The organism is Streptomyces sp. NPDC104226 (assembly GCF_055584085.1).
In genome coordinates, this window is record NZ_JBVJMS010000015.1 from 120,530 (window position 1) to 135,428 (window position 14,899).

The 14,899-nt window shown below is 71.7% G+C and carries 12 protein-coding genes; 9 read left to right on the top strand and 3 right to left on the bottom strand.

The annotated features are described in order from the left end of the window. Positions 1 to 12: 12 nt before the first annotated feature. Both ACZ60J_RS36100 and galE read left to right on the top strand, forming a co-directional pair. A complete protein-coding gene (locus ACZ60J_RS36100; RefSeq protein ID WP_469688408.1) occupies positions 13 to 1,635 on the top strand; it encodes a glycosyltransferase family 2 protein in 1,623 nt (540 codons plus the stop codon). Positions 1,636 to 1,690: 55 nt separating this feature from the next. Next, the gene (gene galE, locus ACZ60J_RS36105) at positions 1,691 to 2,680 is read left to right on the top strand and encodes a UDP-glucose 4-epimerase GalE (RefSeq protein ID WP_469688409.1); all 990 of its coding nucleotides are present in this window, start codon (positions 1,691 to 1,693) and stop codon (positions 2,678 to 2,680) included. A gap of 82 nt (positions 2,681 to 2,762) precedes the next feature. Here the strand turns inward: galE and ACZ60J_RS36110 are convergent, their stop codons facing one another. After that, positions 2,763 to 3,935 carry a glycosyltransferase gene (locus tag ACZ60J_RS36110; protein WP_469688410.1) on the bottom strand — a complete coding sequence of 391 codons (1,173 nt, stop codon included), beginning with the start codon at positions 3,933 to 3,935 and terminating at the stop codon, positions 2,763 to 2,765. Further along, positions 3,932 to 6,808 carry a bifunctional glycosyltransferase/CDP-glycerol:glycerophosphate glycerophosphotransferase gene (locus ACZ60J_RS36115; RefSeq protein WP_469688411.1) on the bottom strand — a complete coding sequence of 959 codons (2,877 nt, stop codon included), beginning with the start codon at positions 6,806 to 6,808 and terminating at the stop codon, positions 3,932 to 3,934. Before ACZ60J_RS36115 ends, ACZ60J_RS36110 begins: the two co-directional genes overlap by 4 nt. 156 nt (positions 6,809 to 6,964) lie before the next feature. Here ACZ60J_RS36115 and ACZ60J_RS36120 point away from each other — a divergent pair, with 156 nt between their 5' ends. The 7 genes from ACZ60J_RS36120 to ACZ60J_RS36150 all read left to right on the top strand — a co-directional run bounded on the left by ACZ60J_RS36120 (position 6,965) and on the right by ACZ60J_RS36150 (position 13,767). After that, on the top strand, positions 6,965 to 7,960 hold the full coding sequence (locus ACZ60J_RS36120) for a glycosyltransferase family 2 protein (RefSeq protein ID WP_469688412.1): 996 nt from the start codon (positions 6,965 to 6,967) through the stop codon (positions 7,958 to 7,960). Between the two features lie 8 nt (positions 7,961 to 7,968). Further along, positions 7,969 to 8,418, top strand: a complete 450-nt coding sequence (locus ACZ60J_RS36125) for a GtrA family protein (RefSeq protein WP_469688413.1) — start codon at positions 7,969 to 7,971, stop codon at positions 8,416 to 8,418. Between the two features lie 79 nt (positions 8,419 to 8,497). Continuing rightward, on the top strand, positions 8,498 to 9,625 hold the full coding sequence (proB, locus tag ACZ60J_RS36130; protein WP_469688414.1) for a glutamate 5-kinase: 1,128 nt from the start codon (positions 8,498 to 8,500) through the stop codon (positions 9,623 to 9,625). Positions 9,626 to 9,711: 86 nt separating this feature from the next. Continuing rightward, complete coding sequence (locus ACZ60J_RS36135) at positions 9,712 to 10,122, top strand: hypothetical protein (protein WP_469688415.1); 411 nt, start codon at positions 9,712 to 9,714, stop codon at positions 10,120 to 10,122. 446 nt (positions 10,123 to 10,568) lie between these two features. Beyond that, complete coding sequence (locus tag ACZ60J_RS36140; RefSeq protein ID WP_250739451.1) at positions 10,569 to 11,846, top strand: glutamate-5-semialdehyde dehydrogenase; 1,278 nt, start codon at positions 10,569 to 10,571, stop codon at positions 11,844 to 11,846. A 77-nt stretch (positions 11,847 to 11,923) separates the two neighbouring features. Continuing rightward, positions 11,924 to 12,499 carry an SCO2584 family spore wall biosynthesis protein gene (locus ACZ60J_RS36145; RefSeq protein WP_469688416.1) on the top strand — a complete coding sequence of 192 codons (576 nt, stop codon included), beginning with the start codon at positions 11,924 to 11,926 and terminating at the stop codon, positions 12,497 to 12,499. A gap of 68 nt (positions 12,500 to 12,567) precedes the next feature. Then, positions 12,568 to 13,767 carry an SCO2583 family membrane protein gene (locus ACZ60J_RS36150; RefSeq protein ID WP_469688417.1) on the top strand — a complete coding sequence of 400 codons (1,200 nt, stop codon included), beginning with the start codon at positions 12,568 to 12,570 and terminating at the stop codon, positions 13,765 to 13,767. Here ACZ60J_RS36150 and ACZ60J_RS36155 read toward each other — a convergent pair. Further along, on the bottom strand, positions 13,751 to 14,845 hold the full coding sequence (locus tag ACZ60J_RS36155; RefSeq protein ID WP_469688418.1) for a M48 family metallopeptidase: 1,095 nt from the start codon (positions 14,843 to 14,845) through the stop codon (positions 13,751 to 13,753). The genes ACZ60J_RS36150 and ACZ60J_RS36155 overlap by 17 nt on opposite strands. Positions 14,846 to 14,899: the final 54 nt, after the last annotated feature.

Here is a 14,899-nt window from a genome sequence, read left to right on the forward strand (position 1 = left end):
TAGGATCCACGGGTGACGAGCACCCAAACCCCCACAGTTGCCGTCGTCGTGATCGCGTACAACGATGCCGCGCTCGTCGGGCAGGCCGTCTCCTCGGCCCTCGCCCAAGGCCCGGTCGTTGCCGAGGTCATCGCGGTCAACGATGCGTCCAGCGACGGCACCGCAGAGGTGCTGGACGAGCTGGCGGCCCGCCACACCCGCCTGAAGGTCGTGCACCGCACGGAGAACAGCGGGGGTTGCGGCACTCCGCGCAACGACGGGATCGCGGCTGCCACCGCCCCGTACGTCATGTTCCTGGACAGTGACGACGTCCTGCCCCGCGGGGCGGTCGAGGCCCTGGTGTCCGCGGCCGGGGAGCACCGGTCGCCGGTCACCGTCGGCCGTTGCGTCCGCCGCGAGCTGCCCGAGAGCCGTGACGTGCCCTGGGTGCCCGGCCTGTACACGCCGGGCGAGGTCATCGAGCGCCCGGCGGACCGTCCGGAGCTGGTCCGCGACACCCTCTGCGTCAACAAGCTGTACGAGCGCGCCTTCCTGGACATGTACGGGATCCGCTTCCCGGACGGCCGGTTCGTCTACGAGGACTTCGTCTTCACCGCCCGCGTCCTGGCCGCCCGTCCCCGCATCGCGGTGATCGACGACCTCGTCTACGTGTGGCACGTGCGCCGCAACGCAGCCCAGGTCTCCATCTCCCTGGACCGCAAGGACGTCGGCAACTGGAGCGCGCGCGTGGAGGCCCACCGCGTGGCCTCCCGGCTGATGAAGGCGTCCTCCGCCGAGCTGGGCCGGGCCTGCCAGGTGAAGTTCCTGGAGTACGACCTGCGCATGTACCTGCGCGAGCTCGGCGAGGACCCCGCGTACCAGGCCGCCTGGTGGACGCTGACCCGTGACTACGTCGCCGGGTTCTCCGAGGCCGACGTCGAGGCCGCCGGGGCGCACGCCCGCTGGATCGTACGCGTGCTGCGCGCCACCGAGGCGCCGCCCGCCCCCGCCGACCTGCTGCGGCTGACGCGCTTCGCCGCCGACCCGCCCCGCCTGCTGCCCCCGTACGCGACCAACGCCTCCGGGACGCCGGTCTGGAGCGACACCCTGCCGGTCGAGCTGGACGGGCTCGACGAGCTGGAGACGGCGGACCTGCCCGTCACCATCGACGCCGAGCCGAGCGGCTGCGCCGGGCTCCGGATCCAGGTGCACGACCTGTACGGGCGGCTCGCCGCGGCCGGCCCGCGCACCGTCCAGCTGAGTTTCCAGCCCCGGGGCGACCTGGGGGAGCTGCTGGTGGCCCAGCCGGTGGAGCTCACCCCCGCCGCGGACGGCCGGCGGTGGACCGCGGAGCTGCCCTTCCGGCTCACCACGCTGGCGCGCCTCGGCCGGGGCGAGGGCCGTCGGGGTCTCCAGGCGTGGGACGTGAAACTGAACGTGGAGTGCGCCGACGGCAGCTCCGTGGTCACCTCCCCCCGCCCCCTCAGCCGCCTCCTGCACCGACGGGTGCTGCCCAGCAGCCGGTACGGTGTGCTTTTGGCGCAGCCGTACCGAACGACCGGGGGGTCGCTGGCGCTGAGGCTCGCGCCCGGTTACTCGGGCGTCCTGAGCCTCGCCCGCCACCGGTTCCACCGGGCCCGCATAGTGCGCGGCTAGAGCGGAACTTGGCCGGCGCCGGACGAGACGCACGAAAGAGAACTAGGAGACACGCATGACCTTCCTGATCACTGGTGGCGCCGGTTACATCGGGTCGCACGTCGTCCGCGCGATGCTGCTCGCGGGTGAGGAGGTGGTGGTGCTGGACGACCTCTCGACCGGCAAGGCCGCCCGCGTCCCGGAGGGCGTTCCGCTGGTGATCGGTTCCGTGCTGGACCGGAAGTTCCTCGACGAGACCTTCGCCGAGCACCGGATCACCGGCGTGGTCCACCTGGCGGGCAAGAAGCAGGTCGGCGAGTCCGTCGACAAGCCGCTGCACTACTACGAGGAGAACGTGGGCGGCCTCACCGTCCTGCTCCAGGCCGTGGCCGCCGCGGGCGTGCGCAACTTCCTCTTCTCCTCCTCCGCCTCCGTGTACGGGATGCCGGACGTGGACCTGGTCACCGAGAGCACCCCGTGCCTGCCGCTCAGCCCGTACGGCGAGACGAAGCTTGCGGGCGAGTGGATCGTCCGCGCCGCGGGCAAGGCGCACGGCATCTCCACCGCCTGCCTGCGCTACTTCAACGTGGCGGGCGCCGCGACCCCCGAGCTCGCCGACACCGGGGTCTTCAACCTGGTCCCGATGATCTTCGAGCGGTTCGACAAGGGCGAGGGCGCCCGCATCTTCGGTGACGACTACGCGACCGCGGACGGCACCTGCATCCGCGACTACATCCACGTCGCCGACCTCGCGGAGGCCCACGTGGTGGCCGCCCGCAAGCTCGTCGAATGGGGCACGCAGGGCGAGTACAAGGACCTCACCGTCAACATCGGCCGCGGCGAGGGCGTTTCCGTCCGCGAGATGGTCGAGCTGGTGAACGAGGTCACCGGGCACACCGACCCCGCCTACGCGCCCCAGGTCTCCCCGCGCCGCGCCGGTGACCCGGCGAAGGTCGTCGCCTCCGCCGACCGGATCTCCGCGGAGCTGGGCTGGAAGGCCCGCCACGACGTCCGCGACATGATCACCTCGGCCTGGGAGGGCTGGGAGGCCCACCGCAAGGCCTGAGGCCCGTAGAGCGTACGAAGAAGCCGCCCGCCCCGGGTCGAATCCGGGGCGGGCGGCTTCGTCTGTGCGCGGGGCGTCCGGCTCAGCGCTCCAGGAAGGAGAACAGCTGCTCCCACCGGTCGGTGATCTCGGCGCTGGAGTACCGCTGCACGTTGCGGAAGGCGGCGTCGCCGAGCCGGTCGCGCAGTTCACGGCCGGCCATCAGCCGGTCCAGATGTCCGGCCAGCTCCATCGTGTTGCCGAGCCGGGCCAGCAGCCCGTCCTCGCCGTGCGTCACGATCTCCCGCACACCCGGCGCGCAGTCGAAGGCGGCCACCGGCACGCCCGCGGCCATCGCCTCCAGCAGCGTGATCGGGAAGCCCTCGGCGCGCGAGGCCTGGGCGAAGACGGAGGCTCCGTTCAGCGCGCCCAGCACGTCGCCGGTGCTGCCCATCCACTCCACGGAGTCCTCCAGGCCGAGCCCGGCGGCGTGCGCCCGGAGGGTCGGCTCCTCCAGGCCCGCCCCGTAGATCCGCAGGACCCAGTCGGGGTGGTGCGGGGAGGCGTCGGCCCATGCGTCGAGCAGCAGGTCCACGCCCTTCTCGAAGGCGAGGCGGCCGACGCTCGCCACGACCTTCCCGGTGCGCGGGGCGGGGGAGGCGGGCATGAACGGCAGCGGGTTCGGCATGCTGGAGACGTTCTCCATGCCCGAGCGGATCCAGAGGTCGGCGTCCTCGGGGGTCAGCACGAGCATGCGGTCGACGTCCCGGTAGTACCGCCGGACCCGCTGGCCCCGGGTCGACTTGTTGCTGGCCTCGAAGGACTCGTGGCTCATGCCGATGACGGTGCAGCCCTTGGTGTCGGCGAGGGCCACCCACTCCATCGCCCAGACCTGGGTGACGATCACCACGGCGCCGGGGCGGGCCGCGCGCAGCAGCTCGCCCAGCTGGTCCGCCTTGGCCCGCATCTTCGCCCGGCGGGCCGCCTGGCGGCGCCGTTCGGGTGCGTTGAGCCGGCCCTTGATGCCGTGCAGCCGGCGGGCGGCCGGCGGGTGTGTCTCGTACAGCGTGGTCACCGCGTACGGCAGGTCCGCCGGGAGCTGCTGGCGGATCTCCTCGGCGACGGGGGCGATGCCGATGACGTGGACCTGGTGCCCGCGTTCGCTGAACAGCCGGGCCATCTGGTGCGACCAGGTGGTCACGCCGCCCAGCTCGTCCACGCTGTTGGAGACGAGGAAGATGTCACGGCCGCCCGGGGTGGCGGTCTGCTGGCTCACTTGCCGCTCCTGGTGAAGAACTTCTCGACGATCCGGCGGGCCGCGTCCCCGCGGTCGTACTCGCCGAACTCGGCGAGGAAACGCTGGCGCGCCTCGGCGTACTTGGCGTCCGCCTCGTCGAAGGCGGCGAGGGCCTGGAGCAGTTCGTCCGCGGTGGCGACCACCGGGCCCGGTGCCTTCGCCTTGAGGTCGAAGTACGTGCCGCGGATGTCGGTCGCGTACTTCTCGTAGTCGTACGCGAAGAACAGCATCGGCCGGTCCAGGACCGCGTAGTCGAACATCACGGACGAGTAGTCGGTGATCAGCCCGTCGGCGAGCGCCAGCAGCGGGGTGACGTCGTGGTGCCTGGACACGTCGATGACCCGGCCCGCGACCGACGGCGGCAGCGTGACGCTGTTGAGGTAGTGGGTGCGCACCAGCAGCACGAAGCGGTCGCCGAGCCGGTCGGCGAACTCCTCCACGTCGAAGGGGAATTCGAAGCCCTCCACCGTGCCGTCCGCGTTCGCCCGGAAGGTGGGCGCGTACAGCAGCACCTTCTTCTCCGGGTCGATCCCGAACTCGCCGGCCAGGGAGCCGCGGACCCGCTCGCCGCTGTTCGCCTCGGAGCGGTGGGCCGCGACCAGGGCGTCGTTGCGCGGGTAGCCGGTGCGCAGCAGCACCTCGTCACGCAGCCGGAAGCCCTTGGCGAGGGTGCGGGCGTCGTGCTCGGAACGGATCAGGAAGTGGTCGAAGCGGTCGACGGCGGCCTGGAAGCGGGCCTGGCCCGGACGGTCCTGCGCCTTGGTGCGGGGCTCGTGGAAGCCCATCCGCTTCAGCGCCGAGCCGTGCCAGGTCTGGATGTACGTGGTCCCCGGGCGCTTGGCCAGCGCCAGCGGGAAGCCCTGGTTGTCGATCCAGAACTCGGCCTGCGCCAGCGCCCGCAGGTAGGCCCAGCTCCAGCGCCGCACCAGGGTGGCTTCCTTGGGGAAGCCGGCGGGCTTGCCGGCGTACGACCAGATCGCCTCGAACTGCACGCCGGAGCGCACCAGTTCCTCGTAGATCGCCTTCGGGCTGTCGCTGTACTGCTTGCCCATGTGGCTCTCGAAGACGACCGTGCCCTTCTTGACGGGCAGCTTCGAGAAGACCTCGTGGTAGACCTTCACCTTCTGCTCGCCCGAGCCGATGTTGCGGCGGGCCCGCAGGGCCTTGCGCAGGCCCCGCTTGACGACGCCCGCGGCCTTGCCGTGCATCGCGCTGTTGATCAGCGTCTGGGTGCGCACGGCGGCGGCGCCCTCGGCGGTCAGGACGTAGGACAGGTTGCCCTTCTTGGTCATCTCCGGCTCGAAGCGGTCGGAGACCAGCCGGGTCAGCCTCGGGCGCACGCGCAGCCGGGCGGCCTGCTCCAGGTCGACCCCGCCGACCGAGACGCGGGTGGTGACCCGGTCGCCGCCGGCCGTCAACTTCAGGCGCACGTCCCAGACCGCGTCGATGATGCCGAGCGGGCGGACGGTGCTGCCGATGTCGGCCGTGGCCTTCCACTCGATCGTGTCACCGGCGTGGCGCACGGTTGCCACCGGGAAGCTGAAGGAGCGGACGCCGATCTGCCGGCGGGCCCGGAACTCCAGCGAGGCCTTCAGCTCCGCCTCGGGGCGGATCCGGCCCAGCGGGTTCACGACGGCACCCGACAGGGTGACCGTGCCGCGGCCGTCGTCCTCGTACGCGGTGAGGCGGTTGCCCAGGGTGAGGGAGGCGAGCGGCGCACCGGCGTAGTTCTGGTCGGTGACGTCCAGTATCCGGCGGGCCTCCGCGGCGTCGGGGCCGTCGATGTGCCGGCCGCACCAGTAGACGCGTCCGTCGCGCTCGGCGAGCGGGGAGGTGAGCCGGCCCTGGTTGGTCATGGCGTCGGCGGCGGGCAGCAGGTTGTCCCAGTCCTCCTTGCCGAGCAGGTAGGCGCAGATGGCCTGGAGGTTGCTGACGTTGTCGTACGCGGCCGGGTCGATGCCGGCCAGGTAGCCGTTGGCGAGCCGGGCGAACTCCTGGCGGTAGGCGTCACCGAGCAGGGGCAGGTCCCGCAGGTGGAGCACCAGGTCGTGCTTGAGGAACTTGGCGTCCTTCGCGGACTTGATCTCCGCGTGGCCCTTGGCCGCCAGCAGTTCGTCGACGCGGCGGTGGATCTCCATCCGGTGGACGAAGTTCTCGATCTCGTGGCGCCGGTTGCTGATCGACTTGGCCGAGGCCTTCTCGATCACGTTCCAGTAGTAGACGTGGTTCGGGATGAGCGTGATGCGGCGGGCGGCGACGTAGGCCTGCGCGGAGAAGAGCAGGTCCTCGTAGTGGATGCCCACCGGGAACTCCAGGCCCTGCTCCAGCAGGAACGCGCGCCGGTAGCACTTGTTCGTGGAGAGGGTGTCGTAGACCAGCAGGTCCGGGTACTCGGTGATCGACTCCAGCGTGCGGGTGCGCGCGTAGATCCACGGGTACCACTCGGTGGTCTTGCCCCAACGGTTGTCGAGGTGGACCCGGACGCACATGCCCGAGACCAGGTCGGAACCGGTCCGCTCGGCGGCGTCCAGCATGTTGCGGCAGGCATTGCGTTCCAGCACGTCATCGCTGTCCAGGAACATGACGTACGTTCCTGTGGCCTGCTGGATGCCGTGATTGCGGGGGGCACCGCAGCCCCCGCTGTTCTCCGGCAGCCGGAAGGCGCGCACCCTCCCCGGATGCGCGGTTTCGAGCTCCTGGGCGACCGCGTAGGACCCGTCCTTGCTGCAGTCGTCGACGATCACGACCTCGACCCCGTGCAGGGTCTGGTCCAAAACCGACTGGACGGCTGCCGGGAGACGCTCTGCGTCGTTGTAGACGATGACGACCACGGAGACGTCAGGCACGTGCACCTCGATCCCTCTGTTTCATTCCGCTTATCCCGTCAAAGCTACCGTGTGCCGCACTCACCCCAGGCAGGGCAACCGCCGCCGTGCATACTTCTAAGGAAGAGGTGAGTGGCAGGTCCGGTCGCCGTAAATCACCCGTTCGGACCGCAGGAAGTGTTCATGAAGCTGTCTGTAGTAGTCCCTTGCTACAACGAGGAAGCCGTCGTCGACAGCTTCGACACGGAGATCCGCAAGGTCCTGGACGCGCTTCCCGTCGAGTACGAGGTTTGCTACGTCGACGACGGCAGCCGCGACGGAACCCTCGCCAAACTCCGCAAGATCGCGGCCGAGCACGCCGACCGGACCCGCTACGTCTCCTTCAGCCGGAACTTCGGCAAGGAGGCCGGCATGCTCGCCGGCCTGCGCGAGGCGACCGGCGACGCCGTGGTCATCATGGACGCCGACCTCCAGCACCCGCCCGAGCTCATCGCCACGATGCTCGACTACTACCGGCAGGGCCACGACCAGATCATCGCCCGCCGCACCCGCGAGGGGGACAAGAAGCTCCGCACGGCGCTGAGCCGCCTCTACTACCGGGGCATCAACCGCTGGGTCGACGTGGAGCTCACCGACGGTGTCGGAGACTTCCGGCTGCTGTCCCGCCCGGCCGTGGACGCGCTGCTGTCGCTGCCCGAGTACAACCGCTTCTCCAAGGGCCTCTTCTCCTGGATCGGCTTCGACACGGTCCACTTCGACTACCGCAACGCGCAGCGCGAGGCAGGCGAGACGAAGTGGAAGTTCGGCGCCCTGCTGAACTACGGCATGGACGGGCTCATCTCGTTCAACAACCGGCCGCTGCGCATCGGCATCTGGTCGGGCGTGTCGCTGGTGGCCCTGACGGTCCTCTACGCCGTGTGGATCGCCGTCATGGCCATGACCAACGGGGTGGAGTCCCCGGGATACGTCACGCTCGTCGCGCTCATCGCGGGCCTGGGCGGCGTGCAGATGATCATGCTGGGCCTGATCGGCGAGTACATCGGCCGGATCTACTACGAGAGCAAGCGCCGGCCGCACTTCCTGGTGAAGGAAGCGCACGGCGCCGGCCGGCAGGCCACGTCCACCGACGTCCGGGACCTGCCCGGGGCCCAGGCCGTGATCGCGGAGCGAAGCAACTGATGCCACCCATGACGAACGAACGCCCGGCCCCGGACCGCAGGGCCCAGCTCGGCCAGATCATCCGCTTCGGACTGGTGGGCGGCGTCAACACGGGCACCTTCTACGTCCTCTACCTGCTGTGCCACCCGCACATGCCGTACTTCGCGGCCTTCACCCTGGCCTTCGTCCTGTCGATGATCGGGTCGTTCTTCATGAACACCTACTTCACCTACAGGTCCCGGCCGACGTGGAAGAAGTTCCTGCTCTTCCCGCTGACCAACATCACGAACTTCGTGGTCACCTCCGTGGGCGTCTACGCCCTGGTGAACTGGGCGGGCATGAACACCAAGATCGCGCCGCTGGTCGCGGCCGTCGTCGCGATCCCGTTCACCTTCGTGATCTCCCGCAAGATCCTCGTCCCCGGGACCGGCGCCGCGGCCGGTGACCCGGACCGCGACCGCAGCGCGTCCACGGTCTGAAACCGAAGGGCGGCCCCGCCCGGCAACCCCGTAGATTGGGCGGGCAGGTACACGTTCGGCAAGGGGCAAGGGGACAGCAGTGTCAGCGGCTAGGCAGGGTGTGCAGAGCGCGCGCAGGATCGTGGTCAAGGTCGGCTCCTCCTCCCTGACCACGGCGGCCGGAGGACTCGACGCCGACCGGGTGGACGCACTGGTCGACGTACTGGCCAAGGCGCGCAGCGGCGGCGAGAAGGAGATCGTCCTGGTCTCCAGCGGAGCCATCGCCGCCGGACTCTCCCCGCTCGGCCTGCGCCGCCGCCCCACCGACCTGGCCCGCCAGCAGGCCGCCGCGAGCGTCGGCCAGGGCCTGCTCGTCGCCCGCTACACGGCCTCCTTCGCCCGGTACGGCGTACGCGTCGGCCAGGTGCTCCTGACCACCGACGACACCAGCCGGCGTGCGCACTACCGCAACGCCTACCGGACCCTGGACCAGCTCCTCGCCATGGGGGCGCTGCCCGTCGTCAACGAGAACGACACCGTCGCCACCGACGAGATCCGCTTCGGCGACAACGACCGCCTCGCCGCCCTCGTGGCGCACCTGGTCCGCGCCGACCTCCTCGTCCTGCTCTCGGACGTCGACGGCCTCTACGACGGGGACCCGTCCCAGCCCGGCACCAGCCGCATCGACGAGGTGCGCGGCCCCGAGGACATCGCCCACGTCACCATCGGCAGCGTCGGCAAGGCGGGCGTCGGCACCGGCGGCATGGCCACCAAGGTCGAGGCGGCGCGCATCGCGGCGGCAGCCGGCATCCCCGTCGTCCTGACCTCGTCCAGCCAGGCCGCGGACGCCATCGCCGGACGGGCCACCGGCACCCTCTTCCACTCCACCGGACGCCGCTCGACGGACCGGCTGCTCTGGCTCCAGCACGCGTCGGCCCCGCAGGGCCACCTCGTCCTGGACGACGGGGCCGTCCGCGCGGTGACCGAACGCGGCAGCTCGCTGCTGCCCGCCGGCATCGCCGCGGTCGAAGGCGACTTCGTCGCCGGAGACCCCGTGGAACTGCGCGCGGCCGACGGCCGGGCGGTGGCGCGCGGACTCGTCAACTTCGACGCCAAGGAGCTCCCGCAGCTCCTCGGCCGCTCCACGCGCGAGCTCGCGCGCGAACTCGGACCCGAGTACGAGCGGGAGGTCGTCCACCGGGACGATCTGGTCCTGCTGCAGGGCTGAGGTTAGGTAAAACCGCCGCGCGGTGAGCCGAGGACTGGTCAACTGTGAGGGGCGGACACGCGTAGCGCAGGACGAGGAGGCGGCTGGTGAGACGAGCGCTGACCAGCGTCGGCACCGGGGACGGTGACGTCGGCGGGAGCGGGGAGGAACAGGACGCCTCCCGCCTCTGGCACATCACCCTGAGCGTCTCCGGGAAGCCCGCGCCGCTGTGCGACGTACGCCGTGGGCTGGAGCAGCTCGCCCACGACCACCCCTTCCTGCTGACCAGCCGCTACGCCGACGACCACGCGGAGATCCGCTACTGGGAGGAAGCCCGCGACCTGCACGACGCGGCGGCCGTGGCGCTGCGGCTCTGGGGCGAACACCGCTCCACGGCGAAGCTCCCGCCCTGGGAGATCGTCGGCCTCGAAGTCATCGACCGCGCCACCTACCACCAGCGCGTCGCCGAAGGCTACGGGCCGCCCCCGGCCCACCCCATGGGCGTGCACCCCTACTAGACGCTGCGCTCGCACCGCTGCGCGGGCTTCGCTCCGCTGCGCCGGACTCCGTCCGGCGGCGGCGGGTCGGCGTGCCCGCCACGGCCGCCGGCGGCTCGGGCCGGTGGGCGGGTGCGGGTGGTCTGCCCTGAGGGGCTGAGGTCCCCTACCCGCCCTTCGCCCGTTCCCCGGGGCTGCGCCCCGGACCCCCTCCCCTGCGAGGCGCCGGGCCGGGGGCTGTGAGGGTCCGGGCGGAGCCCGGGGAACGGTGGAAGGGCGGGTAGGGGACCTCGCCCCGCAGGGGACCACCCGCACCCGCCACCCGGGCCGCGACACCGCCTGGCGGCCGCCGGACGGAGTCCGGCCCAGCGGCGCGAGAGGCGTGAGCGGCGCGTCAGGAAGGCGGGGGCGTCTCGGGGGGTGGAACCCCGGCGGGGCCGGGGCCGGTGGGGATTACCCTGGGCCGCATGACCTCGCTCGATGCCACGACCTCGCCCGTCATCGCCACCGCGCAAGCCGCCCGCACCGCCGCCGCGGCCATCGCCCCGCTCCCGCGGTCCGCCAAGGACAAGGCCCTGCTGGCCATCGCGGACGCGCTGGAGGCCCGTACGGCCGAGATCGTCGAGGCCAACGCCGTCGACACGGCGAAGGCGGCCGCCGCCGGGACCAGCGAGACCGTCATCGACCGTCTCACCCTCACCCCCGACCGCATCGCGGCCATCGCCTCCGACGTCCGCGACGTCGCGGCCCTGCCCGACCCCGTCGGCGAGGTCGTCCGCGGCTCCACCCTCCCCAACGGGATCGACCTCCGCCAGATCCGTGTCCCGCTCGGCGTCGTCGGCATCATCTACGAGGCCCGCCCCAACGTCACCGTCGACGCCGCCGCGCTGTGCCTGAAGTCCGGCAACGCCGTCCTGCTGCGCGGCTCCTCCTCGGCCTACGCCTCCAACACCGCCCTCGTCGGCATCCTGCGCGACGCCGTCGTCTCGGCGGGGCTCCCCGCCGACGCCATCCAGCTCGTGCCGGGCGAGTCCCGCGACTCCGTCCGCGAGCTGATGCGCGCCCGCGGCCTCGTCGACGTCCTCATCCCGCGCGGCGGCGCCTCGCTCATCAAGACCGTCGTCGAGGAATCCATCGTCCCGGTCATCGAGACCGGTACCGGCAACTGCCACGTCTACGTGGACGCCCAGGCCGATCTGGCCATGGCCGTGGACATCCTCGTCAACTCCAAGGCCCAGCGCCCCTCCGTCTGCAACTCCGCGGAGACCCTGCTCGTCCACCGGGACATCGCCGACGCCTTCCTGCCCCTCGCCCTGGACGCCCTCGCCGACGCCGGCGTGACCGTCCACGGAGACGAGCGGGTGCTCGCGTACGCGGAGGACTCCAAGGTCACCGCTCTCCCGGCCACCGACGAGGACTGGGCCGCCGAGTACCTCTCGTACGACATCGCCGCCGGTGTCGTGGACTCCCTCGACGAGGCCGTCGCCCACATCCGCCGCTGGACCTCCGGCCACACCGAGGCGATCGTCACCACCTCGCAGGCCGCCGCCCGCCTCTTCACCCAGCTGGTCGACTCGACCACGGTTGCCGTGAATGCCTCCACGCGGTTCACGGACGGTGGTCAGTTCGGCTTCGGCGCGGAGATCGGCATCTCCACGCAGAAGCTGCACGCCCGGGGCCCGATGGGGCTTCCCGAGCTCACCTCGACCAAGTACATCGTCACCGGCGACGGTCACGTACGGTAGTCGACCTCTGGACACGGTGTGGCCGGATTTCGGCCTACGCCCTGCCCAAAGGTGCCCCTCAGGTCTACGCTGGTTCCGTGCCGGACGACGTGGGGGGCAAACCGTTCCCGGACGACGGGGAGCCCGACGAGCATGCGGAAGACCGCGGAGGCGCGGACGAGGACTTCGCCTCCGTGGTGTTCGACGAGGACTTCGTCCGGAACGCCGAGATCCGTGAACCGAGCGCCGCAGAGCGCCAGCGGGCCGGCGACCGGGCACGCGCCGAGGCGGCCGAGGCCGCCCGCGCCGCCTTCGCCGGCGGCTGGACGGGCGACGAGGAGTACGACGCGTACGCCTACGGCGGCGCCGACGGCCACCACTCCGAGGACCCCGGCTGGGACCACGACCACAGCCACGGAGCAGGCCCCGGGGACGGCCCGTACGGGGCGTACGGCGGCAGCCTGCGCCCCTACCGCGGCCGCTCGCCGTGGCTGCGCCCGGTCGCCTGGGTGCTCGCCTTCGTGATGGGCCTCGGCATGATCGCGCTCGCCTTCAGCGCGGTGTACCGCAGCGCGGCGAGCGACGCGGAACCCGCTCCGGCCCCCGCCAGCACCCCGATGGGTGAAGTCGCCGGCGCCGGAGCGTTTATGGACCGCGCCATCCGCCAACCCTGAAGGTACGACCCCGCTCCCCATCGCCGGAGCCGGGGGCTTCTCTGGAGCGGGGACAGCGGGGAGAAGCGATGGCCATGCACGGAGATCCGCCGAACGGCACCCCCGAGGGCGCCGGCGGGGCCGATGACGAGTTCCGGGCCGACGAGTACCGGTCGGTGGTGTTCGACGAGGACTTCGTCCGGGCTGCCCGGCTCCAGGAGTACTCGGCGCAGGAGCGCATGGGCGAGCACGCCCGCGCGGTACGGAGCCGCTCGATCTGGTCGGCCGGCGGAGGCCATCCGGGACCCCGCACGGGCTCCGGCGGCGGTGCGGCCCGGCAGGGCCGGATCATCGTGCTGTGCATCGCCCTGGCGCTCGCCGGCGCCGTCTACATGGGCCTGCGCAATCCCTACGTGCCGCCCGCCGGGAACCCGGCCGGGGCGATGAGCAGCACCGTCGTCCCGCTCGCGCCCTCCGCGCCCGTGCCCGGCGGCCGGCCCGCCGACCTGTACGCGCAGAGTCCGGCGGCCCAGTACCGGATCGGGGCGGCCGGGATCACCTTCCCCGCCGTGCGCCGCACCCGCCACTTCACCGAGCAGCAGGTCCAGACGGCGCTCACCATCGCCAAGGACTACCTGGTGCAGTCCTCGCTGGACCCCGACGTGCTGTCCGGCGAGGCCTCCCGGCCGGTGCGCGTCCTGCTCGACCCCGACCAGCTGACGCAGTTCGACCAGAGCATGCTCGTCCCGGCCGGCAACGGGCGGCACTCCGTCACGGGCTGGCTCGTGCGCTTCGACCCGGCGACCGCCGTGGTGGCCGACACCCGGGTCCGGGTCAGCGGGGTCCTCGCGGCAGCGGAGACCGCCCCGAACGCCCTGGAGGTGACCTCCGACCACACCTTCGTCTACGCCGTGCGCCCGGCCACCGGCCAGCCGGCCGCGGCGGACGGGGCCTCGCTCTTCACCGTCCGCCGGGAGCTGCGGATGCGCTTCGACCGGGACGACCTCACGGCCCGGCGGGCGGAGCTCGTCTCGGCCTACGTCATGGCGGGCCCGCAGGCCTGCTCCGCCGACCCGGCAGGAGGCTTCCGCCCGCTGACGGCCGGCGCCGGGCCCACCACCACCGGCCCGGCCGCGAGCGACCCGTACGCCAGCGGCAGCCCGCGCCGCACGGCCGGGCTGTGCGGCGTGCTCGCGCCGACGACGGCGCCGGAGCCGTCGGGGCCGCCGGAGTCACAGGCCCCGGCGTCCCCGGCCGCCTCGGGGCAGGGCGTCAGCCCTGCTCCGTAGCCCCGTCCTTGCCGGTGCCGGTGCCGGTGCTCTTGCCGTCGCCCGCGGCACCCGTGCCCGTGCCCGTGAACCTGTCCCTCAGCTTGCCGCCCAGGTCCGCCGTACCGCCGGCGATGTCGCCGACCAGCTTCATCAGCGGGTCCTTGCTCGTGCGCACCGTGTCGGCGTAGTGCGCGGCGGACTGCCGGAAGGAGTCGGTCACCGAGGTGTCCTTGTCGTCCTCGCGCCGGGGGTAGTGGCCGTCCATGATCCGCTGGTGGTCCCTGTTCTGCGACCACTTCTTCAGCTCGGCCGCCCGCACCGTCGTGAAGGGGTGCGTCCGGGGCAGCATGTTGAGGATCTTCAGCACGGAGTCGCGCAGATCGCCGCCGCGCTCGTACTCCTCGGCCTGGGCGAGGAACGCGTCGACGTTCATCTCGTGGAGGTGGTTGCCGCCCGCGAGCTTCATCAGCCCGCGCATCGAGGCGTGCACGTCCTGTCCCACCAGCAGCCCCGCCCGGTCCGCCGACAGCTCCGACTTGCGGAACCACTCGCGCAGCGCCGTCACGATCCCCATGATCGCCACGTTGCCCAGCGGGATCCAGGAGACCTTGAGCGCCAGGTTCGTCAGGAACAGCAGGATCGTGCGGTAGACGGCGTGCCCCGACAGGGCGTGGCCCACCTCGTGGCCCACCACCGCCCGCATCTCCTCCTCGTCGAGCAGCTCGACGAGGCCCGTGGTGACCACGATGATCGGCTCGTCCAGCCCGATGCACATGGCATTGGGCTTCGGGTCCTGCTGGACGTACATCTGCGGGACCTTCTCCAGGTCCAGGATGTAGCAGGCGTCCAGGAGCATGGTGTGCAGGTGCGGGAACTGCGTCTCGCCCACCCGGACGGAGTCCGACAGGAAGAGCAGTCGCAGACTGCGCTCCGGCAGCAGCCCGCTGAGCGCCTTGAAGACCGTGTCGAAGCCGGTCAGCTTGCGCAGGGCCACGAGCGCGGACCGGTCCGCCGGATGCTCGTACGCCCGTGAGGAAATACCGGGGAACCTCTTGCGGTCCCGCGCCGGTGCCTTCTCGAATCCCGTCCCCGTCATAGCGCCCTCCCCGTTGGTGTGTGCGGCTGACCGCCCGTCTATCCTCTCCAACGC

What these genes read in the sequence shown, in the direction of transcription:
- galE (WP_469688409.1), top strand. Translation starts at nt 1,691, where the DNA reads ATGACCTTCCTGATCACTGGTGGCGCCGGTTACATCGGGTCGCACGTC.
- ACZ60J_RS36120 (WP_469688412.1), top strand. Translation starts at nt 6,965, where the DNA reads ATGAAGCTGTCTGTAGTAGTCCCTTGCTACAACGAGGAAGCCGTCGTC.
- ACZ60J_RS36125 (WP_469688413.1), top strand. Translation starts at nt 7,969, where the DNA reads ATGACGAACGAACGCCCGGCCCCGGACCGCAGGGCCCAGCTCGGCCAG.
- ACZ60J_RS36140 (WP_250739451.1), top strand. Translation starts at nt 10,569, where the DNA reads ATGACCTCGCTCGATGCCACGACCTCGCCCGTCATCGCCACCGCGCAA.
- ACZ60J_RS36150 (WP_469688417.1), top strand. Translation starts at nt 12,568, where the DNA reads ATGGCCATGCACGGAGATCCGCCGAACGGCACCCCCGAGGGCGCCGGC.
- ACZ60J_RS36155 (WP_469688418.1), bottom strand. Translation starts at nt 14,845, where the DNA reads ATGACGGGGACGGGATTCGAGAAGGCACCGGCGCGGGACCGCAAGAGG.